The sequence below is a fragment of the Bacillus sp. MYb209 genome (assembly GCF_002975175.1).
Taxonomy (GTDB): Bacteria; Bacillota; Bacilli; order Bacillales; family Bacillaceae_G; genus Bacillus_A.
The window spans coordinates 242061-260158 of the sequence record NZ_PCNZ01000002.1; the positions used below are offsets into that span (position 1 = coordinate 242061).

Below are 18098 nucleotides of genomic sequence, written 5' to 3' on the forward strand. Positions count from 1 at the left end.
CGAGCTTTTAATTTAAATGTAAAAAAAGGTTGCTCACAAAAATTGTGGGCAACCTTCTTTTATTGTTCTTGTTTTTCTTTTTCTTTATCTCGTTCGGCAGCCATTTCAGCAGCGATTACATCAATTTCTTTTTTCAGTTCTTCTACCATTGTTTCTTCTGGTACTTTACGAACGACTTGCCCTTTACGGAATAATAAACCTTCTCCGCGTGCACCGGCAATACCGATGTCAGCTTCACGAGCTTCACCAGGACCGTTTACGGCGCAGCCGAGTACTGCAACCTTAATTGGAACTTGAAGCGTAGAGATGTATTCTTCGACTTCATTAGCAATGCTAATTAGGTCGATTTCAATACGACCACAAGTTGGACAAGAAATAAGTGTTGCGGCATTAGATGCAAGACCGAATGACTTTAATAGTTCACGTGCAACTTTTACTTCTTCAACTGGATCAGCACTTAAAGAAATACGAAGTGTATTTCCGATGCCTTTACTTAAAATTGCTCCAAGACCGGCGGCACTTTTTACAGTTCCAGCAAACAATGTTCCTGATTCTGTAATACCTAAATGTAATGGATAATCAAAAGCGCGAGCAGCTTTTTCGTATGCTTCAATTGCTAAGTTAACATCAGAGGCTTTCATTGATACGATAATATCGTGGAAATCTAAGTCCTCTAAAATTTTAATATGGTGCAGTGCGCTCTCGACCATACCATCAGCAGTTGGATATCCATACTTTTCTAAAATATGACGTTCTAATGAACCGGCATTTACACCGATACGGATTGGAATGCCACGCTCTTTCGCTGCATTTACAACAGCTTCTACTTTATGGCGACGTCCAATGTTACCTGGATTGATACGTACTTTATCAATGCCGCCTTCGATTGCTTTTAAAGCAAGGCGATAATCAAAATGAATATCAGCAACAAGTGGAATGTTGATTTGTTTTTTAATATCAGCAATAGCATTTGCTGCGCGTTCGTCTGGAACAGCAACACGAACAACTTGACAGCCAGCTTCTTCTAAACGTTTAATTTCAGCAACTGTAGCCTCAACATCATGTGTTTTTGTTGTCGTCATACTTTGTATAATTAATTCATTGTTACCGCCAATTGTTAAATTACCGACTTTAACTGGACGTGTTTTTGTACGTTGAGTCATTTCATTCACGAATTGATCGCTCTCCTTATAAAAGAAGTTTCTTATTTTAGTCCCTTACATCAATGATAGTATGTGTGAGAAAGGGCTATAGAAACCAAAGTACTCGGTTTCACTTTTACTATTGTATCAGCGCCTTTATGTAATTGACAAGGATTAAGTGATTGCTTATTGATATAACGGGAATTTATAAGACTTTCCAACTTGGATTTTTGTAGCAGATGTATTTTTATTTAATTGCTTAAAATCATCAATTACTTTTTCAATAGAAGGGATTTTTTTCTTATTAATTTGTTCTGTAATAGAAAGAACGGTCTCGCCAGTTTTTACTTCGATTGCTTTATAAACTGTATCCGTTTCTTTTTCTGTTTCTTTCTCTTTATTTTGTTTTGCATCTGTATTTTCTTTTTTTATCGTTTGGGCAGCAGAGGTTTTTTTGTATGAACTTAACATCGGTAAAGTACCGATTTTTATGTCGTAATAAAATATATAACCGAGGACAAGCACGAATAAGAGTACACCTAATCTCTTCATATCCTTCACTCCTTTGCTAGGAATATATGCTTGTCCAAAAAAAAAATGCCTATTTAGGCATTTTTTTTTATAGTTCTTGTTTTTCTTTCGGTTTTGGAACTTCTTTAATTGTTAAGTATAGAACGATTAACACAACTGCAATGTAAATGAATGTTGCACCAGGTACGTTTATTTTGAATAAATCCATAATCATAAAGAAGATTGTTGGAATTGTGTAGCTGTAAGCAGTTAATGTCCAAACTTGTTTATAAGATAATTTGCGCTGACCGCTCATCGCAGAACCGATGAAGGCAAGCAATGTAACTCCTACAAAGGTAATAAATAATTGGAACAAGTACAGTAAGAACCCAATAACGAATAATAAGATTGGATAAATACTGTCAAATAACGAAATGAAGTCCTGTAAATCTTTTTTCTCAAGAGATGCGCCTAATAAGTCATTATAGGAGTATGTTTGTGTTTGACCATTTCCCATGGAGACTACTTTATCTTTTAAAACAAATAAACCTGTTTTATTTTGATATTTTTCTAAGTCTGTTGAATTTGGATCAAATACGAAAAGGGCGTTTCCGTCTTCTTTTTCGATAGGTTGATCAATATCAGCTTGTAGCTCGCCGTTTTCGATTTTAAAATCAGGTAAATCTTTTTCGATTACTTTATTTACCATGTTAACACCATCTTGGATGACGCTACCGTACAAGAAAGTTCTTGGAATAGTAGTGATTAGGCAAAGAAGCATAATATACAAAATGGTTTTACCGATTTTTTGAAAACGGAAAAGCGCCATATCTTTAGGCGAATATACGCTTTTTGCTAGCTGTGTAAAAATGGACATAGATTCACTTCCTTTATGTATGTATAAAATCATTGTAACGTACGAATCTAGAGAAGCTCAAGATATATTATATTTACATATAGTAGAGAGGACTAAATTTCTTCTTATTAATTTACTTCTTCTAGTAGAGAAAAATACAATTGACACTTTTCTTTTGTATATGGTAAATTTATCTTACATTTTTCAAACGATATATCCGATGGGAATTTAGTTGTTTTTAATGTTACATACATAATCGTGGACCCTTAGCTCAGTTGGTTAGAGCAGACGGCTCATAACCGTCCGGTCGTAGGTTCGAGTCCTACAGGGTCCATATCCATTTCATATGTTTATTATGTCAGCAGGAAGCTTCCTTGTAGAAGGAAGCTTTTTTTACGGGATATATGAGCATTTTAATTGAAAAGAAGTGGGAATTTTGCTACTTTAATGATAGCAAGACAAAGCGATTTATTTGTTTGCACCCTATGGCAATTAGGGTAGAATGAAGTTGTAGGTCACATATGTAGTGACAATACATAAACCGGGAGGAATATAACAATGGCAAAACACGAATTACCAAATTTACCTTATGCGTATGATGCTTTAGAACCTCACTTTGATAAAGAAACAATGAACATCCATCATACAAAACATCACAACACGTATATTACAAACTTAAACGCTGCTTTAGAAGGTCATGCAGAATTAGCTGACAAAAGCGTTGAAGAATTAGTTGCAAACTTAAACGAAGTACCTGAAGCAATCCGTACAGCAGTACGTAACAATGGTGGCGGACATGCTAACCATACATTCTTCTGGACAATCCTATCTCCAAACGGCGGGGGACAACCAGTAGGCGAACTTGCAACTGCGATTGAAGCGAAATTCGGTAGCTTTGATGCATTCAAAGAAGAATTCGCAAAAGCTGGCGCAACTCGCTTCGGTTCTGGTTGGGCTTGGTTAGTAGTAAACAATGGTGAGTTAGAAGTAACAAGCACTCCAAACCAAGATTCTCCTCTAACTGAAGGTAAAACTCCAGTTATCGGTTTAGATGTTTGGGAGCATGCTTACTACTTAAATTACCAAAACCGTCGTCCTGACTACATCGGTGCATTCTGGAACGTTGTAGATTGGAACGTTGCTGAAAAACTTTATCAAGAAGCAAAATAATTAAAGTTAATAAAGCTAGAAAAAAGCTAGGAGTTTTCTCCTAGCTTTTTTCTATGCTCTCCTTTTACATAATTGAGCTTGTCTTTGGAAGACTAGAACATGAAGTAAAGGAGAGTTGTGTATGAAGTGGAAACATGTAATTGGTGATGTTGAAGTGAGTCGGGATTTAGTATTATTGCTCGTTATAGGAGGTTTATACACGCTCGCAATTTCTTTATCGAATACGTTTGTAAACATTTATTTATGGAAGCAAACACAAAATTATGTGAATCTGGGCTTGTATAATTTGGCCAGCGTTGTATTGCAGCCTCTAACATTTCTTGTGGGCGGGAAATTAGCGAAACGTATTGATCGCTCGGTTTTATTGAGAATCGGTGTAGGCACGTTAGCTGTTTTTTTTATCGTCGTTTTAGTAGCGGGGAAAAGTGCATCTCACTATATTTTACTAATGGGAGCCCTTTTAGGAGTTGGTTATGGTTTTTATTGGCTTGCTTTTAACTTGTTGACATTTGAGATTACAGAACCAGAAACAAGAGATTTTTTTAACGGTTTTCTAGGACTTCTTACATCGTTCTCTGGAATGATTGGACCGATAGCAGCAGGATATACAATTTCACGTATGGAAAAATGGAGTGGTTATACTGTTGTTTTCTTCCTCTCGTTAATGCTATTTGCGGTTGCAGTCGTTCTAAGCTTTTTTTTATCGAAGAGGGAATGTGAAGGACGCTATGAAATTGTGCAAGTATTGAAAGAGCGGCAAGTTGATGAAAACTGGGGAAGAATTACGCGTGCTCATTTCTTCCAAGGTTTGAGAGAGGGAACGTTTATTTTCGTTATTTCGGTATACGTCTATTTAGCATCTGGTAGCGAGTTAGCACTAGGGAAGTATAGTTTAGTGAACTCTGCAGTATCATTTGTATGCTATTATTTAGTTGCTCGTATGTTAAAGAAAGAATGGCGGAAAAAAGCAATTTTACTTGGTGGCATTATTTTATATGCGGTCGTATTTTTAGTTATTTTCAATGTTACATATACGAAATTACTTATTTATGCAGCATGTATTGCGGTTGCATATCCTATTTTACTCGTTCCGTACGGATCTATGACATACGATGTAATTGGTAGAGCAAAACAGGCGAGAGAATGGCGTGTAGAATACGTAGTTGTCAGGGAATTATGGTTAAATGCCGGAAGAATTTGTTCCATTTTAAGTTTTTTATGTGCTGTAACATTCTTTCCCCCTGAAAAAAGTTTACCGTTCTTACTATGTATTTTAGGAGCTGGACATTTTCTTATTTATTTTGCAGTTAAAAATGTCAAATATGATGAGGGAAATGTGAACAAAACCAGCGTTGTAGCGCAGGGAACCACGCAGAATCAAACTGAACCAGAAGGTTAACTTATCGTTTGTTTTATGCTAGAATAGAAAAAGATGTAAGACAGCAGTGAGGGCACCTGTATGAAGGTGTCCCTTTCACATTACATAGCTGTTGGTAGAGGGGGTTTGTATGAGCAAGAAGCAGAAAAAGAACCAGACAAAGACAAAAACCCACGTTCCCTTTCGGTTAAACGTGTTGTTTTTTTGCGTGTTTTTAATGTTCTCCGCGGTTATTGTAAGGCTTGGATACGTACAAATTGTTCGTGGTGAGGAATATAAAAATGAAGTTGAGAAAAAAGAAAATTCAACGATAAGTAATCCTGTACCACGCGGGAAAATATTTGATCGTAATGGAGAAGCGGTCGTAGATAATGAGCCTATTCGTACAATTACATTTACAAAAATGAAGGGATCAACTGCAGCAGATCGCTTAGAAACGGCGAAAAAGTTAGCAGATTTAATTGAAGTCCCAACAGATAAGTTAACAGATCGCGATAAAAAAGATTATTGGCTTGCTTTACATAAAGAAGAAGCAGAAGCAAAAATCACAAAAAAAGATCGTGAAGAGTTTAAAGCGAATAAAATTGACGATAAAGAACTAGATGAACGTCAACGAAATCGTGTAACAGAAGAAGAGATTAATCAACTGTCAGCAAAAGATTTAGAAATATTGGCGATCAAAAGTAAGATGGAAAGCGGATATGCAATGACGCCGCAAATCGTTAAAAAAGGTGCAACAGAAGAAGAATATGCGATTATTAGTGAAAATTTGGCGAAATTGCCAGGTGTAGATACAAATGTCGACTGGGAACGAAAATATAAGTATGATGATATGTTCCGAAGTGTACTTGGTGGTGTAACTTCTTCTGATGAAGGGTTACCGAGAGAAAGATTAGATTACTATCTTGTTCGTGATTATAATCGTAATGATCGCGTAGGAAAAAGTTACCTTGAGCAACAGTACGAAGATAGTTTACACGGTACAAAATCCGAAGTGAGAAATGTTACAGATAAAGACGGAAATATTTTAGAAACTATTAATGTGTCACAAGGACAACGAGGTAACGATCTGAATTTAACAATTGATATGGAATTACAAAAGCGTGTAGAAGAGATTCTTGAGAAAAACTTAAATAAATTTAAAGGATCAGAACCGCTTTTAGATCGCGCTTTCGTTGTAATGATGAATCCGAAAAATGGTGAAGTTTTATCCATGGCAGGGAAACAATTAGTTAACGAAGATGGTCAAACGAAAGTAAATGACTTTGCTTTAGGTACCATGACAAGTTCTTATCCGATGGGTTCAACTGTAAAAGGTGCGACTGTACTTACGGGATATCAAACTGGCGCGATTCAACCTGGATCTGTACAGTTAGATGAACCAATTAAATTAAAAGGTACACAAACAAAATCATCTTGGAAAACGATGGGATACATTAATGACCTTGAAGCGTTAAAAATGTCTTCAAACGTTTATATGTTTAAAACAGCGATGAATATCGCTGGTGTCCCCTATGTGCGAGGCGGTACGTTAGATATACCACAAAAATCATATGATACTATGCGTTACTATTTCAGTCAATTTGGACTTGGTGTAAAAACTGGCATTGATTTACCGAATGAAACGGCTGGACAAAGAGGTAGAACAGATCATATACCAGGTTTCTTATTAGATTTATCAATTGGACAGTATGATACGTATACACCGCTTCAATTAGCACAATATATTTCGACGATTGCTAATGGTGGATATCGTATGCAACCGCAAGTTGTAAAGGAAATTCGTGAGCCATCGGCGAAGCCAGAGGAAGTTGGAAAAGTTGTTCAATCCATGGAACCGAAAGTATTAAATCGCATTGATATGCCTGAATCGCAAATTAAACGTGTTCAAGAAGGATTTAGACAAGTGTATAACGATTCAGGTGGTACAGCTACAAAATACTTTGCAGGTGCACCATATAAAGCAGCTGGGAAAACAGGTACAGCTCAAACTGTATATGGCGGAGATAAAGAGATTGGTAGAAATGCAAAAGGTGAGCGTGTTGAAACATATAACTTAACATTAGTAGGTTATGCGCCACTTGAAGATCCAGAAGTAGCATTTTCTGTTGTTGTGCCATGGGTACATGATGATAAAACAGGAATTAATGGATATATTGGTCGTGAAATTATGGATGCTTACTTTGAGTTAAAACAACAAGCGTTAACTGGTGAAGCTCCGAAAGATGGAAAAGAGAAAAAAAGTAATGCACAAGATGATGAATAAAAAAGTTGTAAAAAAAGCACACTATCTGAAAAGATAGTGTGCTTTTTTTTATGCTTTATGCATATGGTCTAGTAAATGTGGACAAGCGTAAAATGTTGAAAAACATGTAGTTTCAAAAACGATGAACATAACAAGATTAGTGCATATGCTCTAACTTTGTCTTGTGTGATAGGAGATAGCAGTTTTATGGATGATTAGAAAATTTATTGCATCTAAAGTGCAAAAATGAAAATCAAGTTTGTGTATACAGTTGTTTTTGTGGAACTTTACAAAACTTTTACAAACAATTAAAACCGAATTAATAGTTTAGCAGTATTCTTATATCTGTAATCCTGTTATTTCCGGTTGCTTCTAGGAGGAAGAACACGTGAAATGGATGAGCGCATCGATTAAAGTTTTGACATTGTCGACATGTTTCCTTTGTTTTAACATGTCTACTGCATTCGCTACAAATGAAATGGGAGAAGTGAGAGTTGATGGATCCTCAACGGTTTTTCCTATTATAGAGGCAGTAGCAGAGGAATATACAAAGGCCCATCCAAACGTGAAAATTTCTATTAGTATTTCTGGGACAGGAGGAGGATTTAATCGTTTCAGTAAAGGAGAAGTAGATATAAACAATGCTTCGAGATTGATGAAACCGGTAGAAGAAAATGCAATGCAGAAAAACTCCATTCAATTTACACCATTTGAGGTTGCTTATGATGGTCTAACGATTGTTGTGAATCGTCAAAATACGTGGGTAAACAATATGACGCTAGACGAGTTACGTCTATTATGGAGTGAAAATGGAAGATTGAAACGATGGTCACAAATTCATTCATCATGGCCACGTGAACAAGTTAAATTTTATGCGCCAGGCGTAGACTCTGGTACTTATGATTATTTCCAAAATGTTGTCTTACAAAATAATCGCCTTGTAAAAACGGTTTCTTTGTCTGAAGACGATCAAGTTATTATGCAAGGGGTAATGAATGATAAAAATGCCATTGCTTTTGTAGGATATGCTTATTATATGGCCAATCGAGATAAGGTAAAAGCAATACAGGTGGATGGTGTATTTCCAACGAAAGAGACCATTCAGTCGGGTACGTATAAGCCATTATCTAGGCCGCTATTTACGTATGTGAATCATGCATCTATCAGAAATAAAATTAATGTAGCCAATTATGTTGAGTTTATGATTAAGCATGTTGGAAGCCTTGCTGAAGAGGTCGGATATGTAAAATTACCAAAGGGAAAATATAATGAACAGCTGCGAATGTTAACAGAAATAAAAAGGTAATGTCAGGGTGGAAAGGGGTTTTCATCTTTGGCTCATAATGACAAAAGTCAAATTACATTTTCTGTACAACATTTGATTGAGAGAAATACAAATAGAAGAAAAAAAACGCAGCGAATCAATCGAATTGTTCCGTTAATACTAAAAGCCATTGCTAGCGTGTCCATTGTAACGACACTTGGAATTATTATTACGTTGGCAAATGAAACAATCATGTTTTTTCAAAAGATATCATTGTATTCTTTTTTGACAGAAAAAGAATGGTTACCTTTTTTTGAAGATCCGAAATTCGGTATATTACCACTTATATGTGGAACAATCCTTGTAACAGCAATTGCCATGTTCGTAGCAATTCCTATTGGTTTAGGTTGTGCCGTGTTTTTAAGCGAATACGCTTCGAATGGCGCTCGGAAAATATTAAAACCGTTGTTAGAGCTACTAGCAGGCATCCCGACAATTGTATATGGTTTTTTCGCGTTAACAGTTGTCACACCACTTTTACAACGGATTATACCAGATTTGCAGTTTTTTAATGCTATTAGTCCAGGTATTGTTATAGGGTTTATGATGATACCGACGATTGCGTCTCTCTCTGAAGATGCAATGAGAGCTGTAGCAAAAGGAATTAAAGAAGCCTCATTAGCGCTAGGAGCAACTCGTTTTGAGATGGTAAAACAAGTGGTGTTTCCATCGGCTTTTACGGGCATAATGGCAGCGATTATATTAGCAGCTTCTCGAGCAATTGGTGAAACGATGATTGTTGTTATTGCAGCTGGATCAACACCGAATGTATCGATAAATCCGACTCATTCTATTCAAACATTAACAGCCTATATTGTACAAGTGAGTTTAGGTGATGCTCCGCACGGAACGATTACTTATTACAGCATGTATGCTGTAGGTGCAACGTTATTTATGTTTACTTTTATTATGAATATCATTTCGCAATATATTATGCGCCGTTTTAGGAGGGTGACATAATATGCGAATGTTAAACCATAAGAAAATACAAGAAAATATGGCATCGCGTTTTTTAAAGGACCGGATTTACAAGTGTTTGTTTTATATAGCAATTTTGTTTTCAGTAGTAATACTTTTTATATTGCTTTTTCAAATTTTTGAAAAAGGTATAAGTTATCTTTCAATAGATTTCTTTACAAACTTCGCCTCACGTAATCCGAGAGAAGCTGGGATTGTCGCTGCTTTGTCAGGAACAATACTATTTATGAGCATTGTTATACCGGTCTCTTTTATATTTGGAGTCGGAACAGCTCTTTATTTAGAGCATTATGCGAAGGAGTCCGTTTTTAAAAAGTTAATAGAATTAAATAATCAAACATTAGCAGGGGTACCTTCCGTTGTGTTTGGTTTACTCGGGTTAACTATTTTCGTATACGCTCTCCATTTAGGAGAGAGCATAATTGCAGCGGCACTGACGATGAGTTTACTCGTCTTACCAACTGTTGTTGTAGCTAGTCAAGAAGCGATTCGAACTGTGCCGAGCTCATTACTAGAGGCTTCTTACGGATTAGGTGCTACGAAGTGGCAAACGATGTATCAAATTGTATTGCCAGTAGCTTTGCCAGGGATTGTAACGGGATGTACGTTAGCGGTATCGAGAGCAATTGGTGAGGCAGCACCATTATTAGTCATTGGGGCCCTTGCCTTTGCAAATTATGTTCCGTTCAGTATGTTTGATAGATTTACGGTTTTACCAATTCAAATTTTTAATTGGATGAGTAGACCACAAGAAGAATTTCAGTATGTAGCAGCAGCTGGGATGATTGTTTTGCTAGGATTGTTGCTCTTTATAAATATATTTGTCTTATGGTTACGAAATCGAAAATAAGTTGGAAGTGGATGAAAGGGGAATTCAAATGGTAGCAACAGTAGTAAATGTACAGGTGAAAAAAGAGAAAAAGATTGAGACAGCACCAAAAAAAGTAGTATTTGATACGAAAAATTTAAATTTATGGTACGGGGAAGACCATGCTTTAAAAGATATCAACTTAAGTATTCATGAGAATGAAGTAACAGCGATTATCGGTCCAAGTGGTTGTGGTAAATCAACATACTTAAAAACGCTAAATCGTATGGTAGAGTTAGTGCCTATCGTTCGAACTACGGGCGTTATCGAATATAGAGAACGAAACATATTCGATAAATCATATCCGGTTGAAGAATTACGTACGCATGTGGGTATGGTGTTCCAAAAGCCAAATCCATTCCCAAAATCTATTTATGAAAATGTAGCATATGGTCCGAAAATCCATGGTGTTCGTGACAAAAAAACTCTTGATGAAATTGTTGAAAATAGCTTGCGCGGCGCAGCTATTTGGGATGAGTTAAAAGATCGTTTGCACGATAATGCATACGGTTTATCTGGTGGTCAGCAACAACGTCTATGCATTGCACGCTGCTTAGCAATTGAGCCAGACGTTATTTTAATGGATGAGCCAACATCAGCGCTAGATCCAATTTCAACATTAAAAGTAGAAGAATTAATTCAGGAGCTAAAGAAAGACTTTAGTATTGTTATCGTAACGCACAACATGCAACAAGCGGCACGTATTTCAGATAAAACAGCTTTCTTCTTAAGTGGAGAAGTTGTGGAATATACAGATACAAACAAATTATTTACAACACCTGCAGATAAGCGTACAGAAGACTACATTACAGGACGATTTGGTTGATATCGTTGTAAGGCTAAGAGTAAATGCCCTCTTAACAGAGGGCATTTCTCACTTTCACCTCATTTTAATAGGGGAGTAATATTTCTCTTTTCTCAAGGCTTAATAAACGTACAAGAGGCTGGATAGGGGATTTATATATAATGGCACATAATATTGAGGGGGAAGAAACGATGGTAAGAGAACAGTTTCAATGTGATTTAAAAACGTTACAGCAAAAGGTGATCGAGCTTGGTGAGTTAGCAAGGGAAGCTTTATTGATTGCTATGGTAGGTCTTCACCACAGGGATGTAGAGAAAGCGTTAGAAGTCATTGATGGGGATTATCGCATGGATAATTTAGAAGAGGAAATAAATGACCTTGCGCTTATGCTTATTACAAAGCAGCAGCCTGTAGCAAGTGATTTAAGAAGAATTTTCATTTCAATTAAAACAGCGACAGATTTAGAACGTATTGCAGACCATGCTGTTAATATTGCGAAATCAACAATTCGTCTTGGTGAAAAAGAAGTGGTTGTTAGCTTGCATAATCTTGAGGAAATGTTTGAGATTGCTCATAAGATGTTAAATTTAGCATTAGAAGCATATGAGCAAGAAAATTTAACTTTTGCTAAACAAATTGCTGAAATGGATGATTCAGTTGATGAAATTTATGGGAAGGCGATTCGTGAATTTATTTCCTCTATCCCTGGACAACCAGAAGCGATTACACAAATTACACAACTATCCTTTGTTGCAAGATATATTGAGCGTGTAGCAGACCATGTTACAAATATTGCCGAGAATGTATTTTATTTAGTGAAAGGAAAGCATTATTTATTGAATGAGTAGGGGGAAAAGTAGGTGATGAGAAATCACCTGCTTTTTTTAGTCAAAACATGACAAAAAAAGCTCGTTGTTTCCTTTAGTCTATGATGATAAGATGTATCATAATTAATGGGAAAATAAGTACATATGTGTTAGTTACGTCTTATTAATTATTTTACCAAGTTATTGGTAAGCGCTTTCTTTTTTGTTGGGAGTTAAAAGGTACATTTATTCATAAAGTGAGGCTTTAATTAGTGGGGTTGTCTCTCACTGATTGTTAGATCATACCAAACCGGACTTTTACTGCAGTTAATGTGGGATAAATGATATACGGAGTTCTTGAACATTATATAAGTGGAGGCTGAAGTATATGAAGGGGGTTATTTTAGCTGGAGGAAAAGGGAGACGCCTTAGACCATTAACATGTAATACTCCAAAACCGATGTTACCATTGTTAGAAAAACCAGTTCTTGAATATAATATTGAATTATTACGTCAGCATGGTATTCGCGAAATTGCAATTACAGTTCAATATATGAGTACTGCCATTAAGCAATACTTTGGTGATGGTAGTAAGTGGGGAGTTAACTTGTATTATTTTGAAGATTCTCCTCCGCTTGGAACAGCAGGGAGTATTAAGCAAGCGGAAAGTTTTTTAGATGAAACATTTGTTGTTATTAGTGGGGATGCATTAACTGACTTTCAATTATCAGAAGGAATTGCATTTCATGAACAGAAGAAGAGGATGGTAACGATGTTTGTGAAAGAAGTAGAAAACCCACTCTCATTTGGCTTAGTTGTAATGAATAAAGAACAAGAAATTATACGATATATAGAAAAGCCGAGCTGGAATGAGGTAGTTTCTAATATTGTGAATACAGGTATTTATATAATGGAGCCAGAAATCTTTTCTTACATACCATCCATGGGATTTTCGGATTTCAGTCATGATGTGTTTCCGTTATTGGCAAATAAAAATGCTTTATTTGCATATTTATCAGAAGACTATTGGCTAGATATTGGTACACTTGATCAATATCGGCAAGCTCAATTCGATTTGTTGACGAAAAAATTGAAGGTGCCTATTCCATATACAGAAGTATTACCGATGGTGTGGATGGGAGAAGGCGTAACGATAGGAAAAGGGACGAAAATTCATGGCCCTTCTTTTATTGGAGAAGGAGCAATGATTGGTGCGGGGGCTGTAATTGAACCGTACTCTATTATCGGGAAAAATAGTATCGTTTCAAGTTATTCTCATCTCCAAAAAAGCATCATTTTTGCAAACTCTCATATAGGGAAAAATTGTGAGTTGTTAGAAACAACAATAGGAGATTATACAATGGTCGAAGATGATGTTACACTTTTTCAAAAAAGTATTGTAGCGGATCATTGTCATATAGGGAAAAGTACAGTAATTAAACAAAAAGGAAAAATATGGCCATATAAGGAGATAGATAGTCATTCGATAGTGGGTTCTGCCGGTGTTAAAGAGAGTGAAAAGAGTGCAGGATGGTTACAAAAAAGCCGGATTGTAGGAAGGGGTAATGTTGAAATTACTCCTCAATTTATTGTGAAAGTTGCAATGGCTTATGGATCTCTTTTTGCCAAAGGAGAGAGTATATTGATTGGAAGTCAGGAAAATATAGAAACAACTTCCTTTAAAAATTTATTCCTCCATGCCATTCATGGCAGCGGGATTCATACGATGGAATGTAAAGAAATGAATGAGTCGCTTTTTCAGTATGCCATTCACAATTTGCAATGTGCAGGTGGAGTTTTCGTTCAAGTGGAAAGCGAAAGAGGGATTGTTATACAACTGTATGGTAAGGAGGGCTCGTTTTTAACGTATAAGCAGCAAAAAGCGATAGAACAAGTATATATGTCTGAGTCGTTTTATTACGCTTCTGAGAAAGAAATGGGACGAAATAAGCTAGTTCACGTTTCTGTAAATAATTATGTAGAAGCTGTGTTAGAGCGTATTGATATTGAAACGATACAAAAACAGAAGTTTCATCTTCTTATTAATAAGAGAAATGATATGTTACAACATTTACTTATGCTCTTTCTACAAAGGCTTGGATGCACAGTTACATGGATTTATGCGAGTGAACAAAAAGATCATGTGAAAGCTTTGATGAAATCGAGTAAAGCAAATATGGCGCTTATGTTTTCTGAACACGGAAATCGCTTCGAATTATATGACACTCACAGTAATATTTACCAAGGAACTGATTTTGAAGAAGTAGATATTCCAGATTTATTACTCGAATCAGCAGATAATGTTTACCCGATGTCTTTGAAATTAGGGGAATGTTATCTCCTCTTTTATATGCATAATGAAAAAAACTCTTTTCAATTAAGATGGAAGCGAGATATTTTATATCGAATTGGAAAATTATTCGAATTAATAGCGTTGCAAGGAAAAACATTACTTAGCATAGCAGAGCAATCACCTCCACTGTATCTACTTTATGATGAAGTTGTATGTTCATGGAAGGAAAAAGGGAAAGTAATGAGGAAATTATTGGCCGATATGGAAAGAAAAGAAGAAGGTATATTTGAAGGGATACAGTTCAAATATACAGAAAAAGAGTGGTCTTATATCGTTTCTGATACAAAACAACCAAAAATTTTGGTGTATTCACATGCTAGAAACCCAGTAATAGCAAGGGAAAACATGAAAAATCTTATAGAAAAAATTAGACAATATCAAAAGGTGTAGAATTTTTATTTTAAAAGTGGTATTATAGTATAGTCTGATTTAAGTTATTAGTGACTGGAGGGAAATAAGAATGCGTGTGAATATTACTCTAGCATGTACAGAATGCGGAGATCGTAACTATATCTCAAAGAAAAATAAACGTAACAACGCTGAGCGTATCGAGCTTAAAAAGTATTGCAAGCGTGACAAGAAGTCTACGTTACACCGTGAAACAAAGTAAGCAGTAGGAATATTTTCCTACTGTTTCTTTTTTTTATGCGATTCCTACGTAAAAGTGATACACTATCTTCGTAGAGTAAAGTGTCACTGCAAGGGGGAAAAGTGTGTGAAAGAAGAGAAAATACGTTTACGCAAACAAATAATAGAACACATGAATTCTTTATCTGAAGAACAGTATACAACTTTATCGGAACAAATTGCAGTTTCGGTGTATGGACAAAAAGAGTGGGTTGAAGCTAAAACAATTGGAATCACTCTCTCGATGGAGCATGAAGTGAATACATATCCTATTATCGAAAAAGCTTGGGAAGAAGGAAAGAAAATTGTTGTTCCGAAGTGTAATAAAGGGGCAAGAACGATGTCTTTCCGACAAATTAGTAATTTTAATCAATTAGAAACAGTATATATGAATTTACGTGAACCGATTCCAGCGCTTACGGAAGAAGTGAATGCGTGTGAAATTGATCTTCTTGTCGTACCAGGAGTAGCTTATACACAGCGAGGAGAACGGATTGGATATGGCGGTGGCTACTATGATCGTTATCTCGTGCACTATAAAGGGAAAACGCTGTCATTAGCTTATGATTTTCAAATTGTAAAACATATTCCGGTAGAGCCGTTTGATAAAAATGTAGAAAAAATTATTACAGAAAAAGGAACAATGGTTATAAATGGGCTTGTATAGACAAATAAAAATTGACGAGACTTTTTCTTCTTGATTATAATAAAATATGTGAACGTTTTCTTATTATAATTTTTTTATAGTAAGTGAGCATAGAGGGTGATGAAATGATATCCATTTATGATATTCAGCAATTGCTAAAGAAATTTGGCACGATTATTTATACGGGTGATCGAATCGCTGATTTACAATTAATGCAAGATGAATTGCGTGAATTAAATCAATCACAGCTAATCGATCCACAAGACTATCAAACAGCTTTATTTTTGTTGAAGCAAGAAATTCAAAAAGAGATAAATAAGAATTAGATAAAGGTAGGTACGTAACATGGAAGAGAAATGGTTAGTTGGTGTTGACCTTGGTGGTACAACGATTAAATTAGCGTTTATTAATGTGTACGGTGAAATTTTACATAAGTGGGAAATCCCTACGAATAAAAATGAACAAGGAAAACATATTACACTTGATGTAGCGAAAGCTATTGATAAAAAGTTAGAAGAATTAGGTGAATTAAAAAGCAAGCTAATTGGTATTGGTATGGGAGCTCCTGGTCCAGTACATGTGGCATCTGGAATGATTTATGAAGCGGTTAATTTAGGATGGAAAAACTATCCGTTAAAAGATTTACTAGAAGTAGAAACGGGATTACCTGTTGTTATTGATAATGATGCAAACTTAGCGGCGCTTGGTGAAATGTGGAAAGGTGCTGGTGAAGGAGCAAAAGATTTAATTTGTATGACACTTGGCACTGGTGTTGGTGGTGGTGTTATCGCCAATGGTGAGATTGTACATGGTATAAGCGGTGCTGCTGGTGAGATTGGACATATTACAGTTGTTACAGAGAACGCTTTTCCATGTAATTGCGGGAAGTCGGGTTGCTTAGAAACAGTAGCCTCTGCAACAGGTATTGTGCGTGTTGCTATGCAAAAAATACAAGAGACAGATAAAGAAAGTATTTTACGTTCTATGTTAGCAGAAGAAGGGCTTATTACATCAAAAGATGTGTTTGAAGCGCTTGGACAGGGTGACGAACTAGCAGGTGAAGTAGTGGAAAAAGTAGCTTCTTATTTAGGATTAGCTGTAGCGAACCTTGCTAGTACGTTGAACCCAGAGAAAATCGTAATTGGTGGTGGCGTATCTAAAGCTGGAGATGCACTATTAGAGCCAATTCAACGTTATTTCGAGCAATATGCTTTCTCTCGTGCTGTAAAGAGCACAAAGTTAGCAATTGCAATACTTGGTAATGATGCAGGTGTAATTGGAGGAGCGTGGCTTGTAAAAAAGCACAAATACGAGGCGAAGATGATATAAGTTGTGAATAATAAAAAGAGGAAGGGGCCCCCTTCCTCTTTTTATGCAAGATCTTGTTGGAGAATAAAAATGTAAATGGATTAAGCTGCTGGTGGGTACCCATTATATAGAACAGTCATGATTGTAAACCATCCGAAAACAAGTACGGTTGCAATAGCAAAGCCGCCCGCGAATAAGTTTTTTTCGCGAAGTGTTCTAAGCGTAGCAAATACAGCTAACAGAGTGACTAGCGTAAAAATAATAACAAGGCCCATACAATATCCTCCTCTGTCTACTCATTCCGCAGGATGAGTTTTTAGAATATTTACTCTTTTATATTGTACATGTTTTAAAAATGATTGTCGAGATAACACCCCTTCTTTTCCTAAGAGAAAGAAATGTTGTATCATTAAAAGTAAATTAAATAACTGGAGGAGATTTTCATATGAAATGGATACAAATGCCGTTAGGCCCATTACAAACAAATGCTTATATTTTAACGAATGATCAAAATGAGTGTATTATCTTTGATCCTGGCCATGAAGGAGAAAAACTTGTTACATATTTACAAGAAGCACAGTTAAAACCACTTGCGGTTTTATTAACACATGCTCATTTCGATCATATCGGTGCTGTTGATGCGGTGAGAGACGCTTTTCATATTCCTGTATACGTACATAAAGAAGAAGCGGATTGGTTAGGCGATGCAACTGTGAATGGCTCGCAAATTTTTATGATGAACCGCAGTATTACAGCAAAACCAGCAGATCATATTATTGACGAAGAGGGTACATTAACGATCGGTTCTTTTAGTTTTGAAATTTTTGAGACACCAGGACATTCTCCAGGAAGTATTTCTTATTACAGTAAAGAAGCGAATGCTGTATTTTCTGGAGATGTATTGTTCCAAATGAGTATTGGAAGAACGGATTTACCTGGTGGAAGTTTTGCTGAATTAATTGGAAGTATTGAAGAGAAATTATTTGTATTACCAGATGAAACAGCGGTGCTATGTGGACACGGTCCAGAAACAAGCATTGGTTTTGAAAAAGAAAATAATCCATTTTTACAATAAGGAGTCA

The 18098-nt window shown here is 36.0% G+C and carries 18 protein-coding genes and 1 tRNA gene; 15 read left to right on the forward strand and 4 right to left on the reverse strand.

Annotation, left to right across the window (positions count from 1 at the left end):
• Positions 1-59: 59 nt before the first annotated feature.
• From ispG to yqgB, 3 genes are all read right to left on the reverse strand, one after another.
• On the reverse strand, positions 60-1163 hold the full coding sequence (gene ispG, locus CQZ94_RS04820; RefSeq protein ID WP_181149439.1) for a flavodoxin-dependent (E)-4-hydroxy-3-methylbut-2-enyl-diphosphate synthase: 1104 nt from the start codon (positions 1161-1163) through the stop codon (positions 60-62).
• A gap of 165 nt (positions 1164-1328) precedes the next feature.
• Entirely contained in the window at positions 1329-1694 is a 366-nt protein-coding gene (locus CQZ94_RS04825; protein WP_105584485.1) for a hypothetical protein, read from the reverse strand.
• A gap of 67 nt (positions 1695-1761) precedes the next feature.
• Entirely contained in the window at positions 1762-2529 is a 768-nt protein-coding gene (yqgB, locus tag CQZ94_RS04830; protein WP_105584486.1) for a protein YqgB, read from the reverse strand.
• A gap of 239 nt (positions 2530-2768) precedes the next feature.
• Here yqgB and CQZ94_RS04835 point away from each other — a divergent pair.
• From CQZ94_RS04835 to glcK, 14 genes are all read left to right on the forward strand, one after another.
• Positions 2769-2842 (forward strand) — tRNA-Ile (locus tag CQZ94_RS04835).
• A 224-nt stretch (positions 2843-3066) separates the two neighbouring features.
• Complete coding sequence (gene sodA / locus CQZ94_RS04840; protein ID WP_001052033.1) at positions 3067-3678, forward strand: superoxide dismutase [Mn]; 612 nt, start codon at positions 3067-3069, stop codon at positions 3676-3678.
• Positions 3679-3799: 121 nt separating this feature from the next.
• Positions 3800-5077, forward strand: coding sequence for an MFS transporter (locus tag CQZ94_RS04845; RefSeq protein ID WP_105584487.1), 1278 nt, complete (start codon positions 3800-3802; stop codon positions 5075-5077).
• A gap of 109 nt (positions 5078-5186) precedes the next feature.
• A complete protein-coding gene (locus CQZ94_RS04850) occupies positions 5187-7322 on the forward strand; it encodes a peptidoglycan D,D-transpeptidase FtsI family protein (RefSeq protein ID WP_105584488.1) in 2136 nt (711 codons plus the stop codon).
• A gap of 367 nt (positions 7323-7689) precedes the next feature.
• Positions 7690-8607: a PstS family phosphate ABC transporter substrate-binding protein gene (locus CQZ94_RS04855; protein WP_105584489.1), complete on the forward strand. Its 918-nt coding sequence runs from the start codon at positions 7690-7692 to the stop codon at positions 8605-8607.
• A gap of 27 nt (positions 8608-8634) precedes the next feature.
• Positions 8635-9585: a phosphate ABC transporter permease subunit PstC gene (gene pstC / locus CQZ94_RS04860; RefSeq protein WP_105584490.1), complete on the forward strand. Its 951-nt coding sequence runs from the start codon at positions 8635-8637 to the stop codon at positions 9583-9585.
• A 1-nt stretch (position 9586) separates the two neighbouring features.
• Entirely contained in the window at positions 9587-10453 is an 867-nt protein-coding gene (gene pstA, locus CQZ94_RS04865) for a phosphate ABC transporter permease PstA (protein ID WP_002145719.1), read from the forward strand.
• A gap of 28 nt (positions 10454-10481) precedes the next feature.
• The gene (gene pstB, locus CQZ94_RS04870) at positions 10482-11297 is read left to right on the forward strand and encodes a phosphate ABC transporter ATP-binding protein (RefSeq protein ID WP_105584491.1); all 816 of its coding nucleotides are present in this window, start codon (positions 10482-10484) and stop codon (positions 11295-11297) included.
• A gap of 170 nt (positions 11298-11467) precedes the next feature.
• Complete coding sequence (phoU, locus tag CQZ94_RS04875; protein ID WP_105584762.1) at positions 11468-12124, forward strand: phosphate signaling complex protein PhoU; 657 nt, start codon at positions 11468-11470, stop codon at positions 12122-12124.
• Between the two features lie 346 nt (positions 12125-12470).
• On the forward strand, positions 12471-14825 hold the full coding sequence (locus CQZ94_RS04880) for a sugar phosphate nucleotidyltransferase (protein ID WP_105584492.1): 2355 nt from the start codon (positions 12471-12473) through the stop codon (positions 14823-14825).
• Positions 14826-14895: 70 nt separating this feature from the next.
• Positions 14896-15045, forward strand: coding sequence for a 50S ribosomal protein L33 (gene rpmG / locus CQZ94_RS04885; RefSeq protein WP_001265616.1), 150 nt, complete (start codon positions 14896-14898; stop codon positions 15043-15045).
• 105 nt (positions 15046-15150) lie between these two features.
• Positions 15151-15729 carry a 5-formyltetrahydrofolate cyclo-ligase gene (locus tag CQZ94_RS04890; RefSeq protein ID WP_105584493.1) on the forward strand — a complete coding sequence of 193 codons (579 nt, stop codon included), beginning with the start codon at positions 15151-15153 and terminating at the stop codon, positions 15727-15729.
• Positions 15730-15833: 104 nt separating this feature from the next.
• Positions 15834-16034, forward strand: coding sequence for a YqgQ family protein (locus tag CQZ94_RS04895; protein ID WP_002173470.1), 201 nt, complete (start codon positions 15834-15836; stop codon positions 16032-16034).
• Between the two features lie 19 nt (positions 16035-16053).
• Entirely contained in the window at positions 16054-17037 is a 984-nt protein-coding gene (gene glcK / locus CQZ94_RS04900; protein WP_105584494.1) for a glucokinase, read from the forward strand.
• 80 nt (positions 17038-17117) lie between these two features.
• Here glcK and CQZ94_RS04905 read toward each other — a convergent pair whose 3' ends face one another.
• A complete protein-coding gene (locus CQZ94_RS04905; protein ID WP_002111850.1) occupies positions 17118-17291 on the reverse strand; it encodes a DUF2759 domain-containing protein in 174 nt (57 codons plus the stop codon).
• A gap of 170 nt (positions 17292-17461) precedes the next feature.
• Between CQZ94_RS04905 and CQZ94_RS04910 the strand changes: the two genes are divergently transcribed.
• Entirely contained in the window at positions 17462-18091 is a 630-nt protein-coding gene (locus CQZ94_RS04910; protein ID WP_002015137.1) for an MBL fold metallo-hydrolase, read from the forward strand.
• Positions 18092-18098: the final 7 nt, after the last annotated feature.

Coding starts and splice junctions, on each gene's coding strand:
- ispG (WP_181149439.1), bottom strand. CDS start 1,163: ATGACTCAACGTACAAAAACACGTCCAGTTAAAGTCGGTAATTTAACA.
- CQZ94_RS04825 (WP_105584485.1), bottom strand. CDS start 1,694: ATGAAGAGATTAGGTGTACTCTTATTCGTGCTTGTCCTCGGTTATATA.
- yqgB (WP_105584486.1), bottom strand. CDS start 2,529: ATGTCCATTTTTACACAGCTAGCAAAAAGCGTATATTCGCCTAAAGAT.
- sodA (WP_001052033.1), top strand. CDS start 3,067: ATGGCAAAACACGAATTACCAAATTTACCTTATGCGTATGATGCTTTA.
- CQZ94_RS04845 (WP_105584487.1), top strand. CDS start 3,800: ATGAAGTGGAAACATGTAATTGGTGATGTTGAAGTGAGTCGGGATTTA.
- CQZ94_RS04850 (WP_105584488.1), top strand. CDS start 5,187: ATGAGCAAGAAGCAGAAAAAGAACCAGACAAAGACAAAAACCCACGTT.
- pstA (WP_002145719.1), top strand. CDS start 9,587: ATGCGAATGTTAAACCATAAGAAAATACAAGAAAATATGGCATCGCGT.
- pstB (WP_105584491.1), top strand. CDS start 10,482: ATGGTAGCAACAGTAGTAAATGTACAGGTGAAAAAAGAGAAAAAGATT.
- phoU (WP_105584762.1), top strand. CDS start 11,468: ATGGTAAGAGAACAGTTTCAATGTGATTTAAAAACGTTACAGCAAAAG.
- CQZ94_RS04880 (WP_105584492.1), top strand. CDS start 12,471: ATGAAGGGGGTTATTTTAGCTGGAGGAAAAGGGAGACGCCTTAGACCA.
- rpmG (WP_001265616.1), top strand. CDS start 14,896: ATGCGTGTGAATATTACTCTAGCATGTACAGAATGCGGAGATCGTAAC.
- CQZ94_RS04895 (WP_002173470.1), top strand. CDS start 15,834: ATGATATCCATTTATGATATTCAGCAATTGCTAAAGAAATTTGGCACG.
- glcK (WP_105584494.1), top strand. CDS start 16,054: ATGGAAGAGAAATGGTTAGTTGGTGTTGACCTTGGTGGTACAACGATT.
- CQZ94_RS04905 (WP_002111850.1), bottom strand. CDS start 17,291: ATGGGCCTTGTTATTATTTTTACGCTAGTCACTCTGTTAGCTGTATTT.
- CQZ94_RS04910 (WP_002015137.1), top strand. CDS start 17,462: ATGAAATGGATACAAATGCCGTTAGGCCCATTACAAACAAATGCTTAT.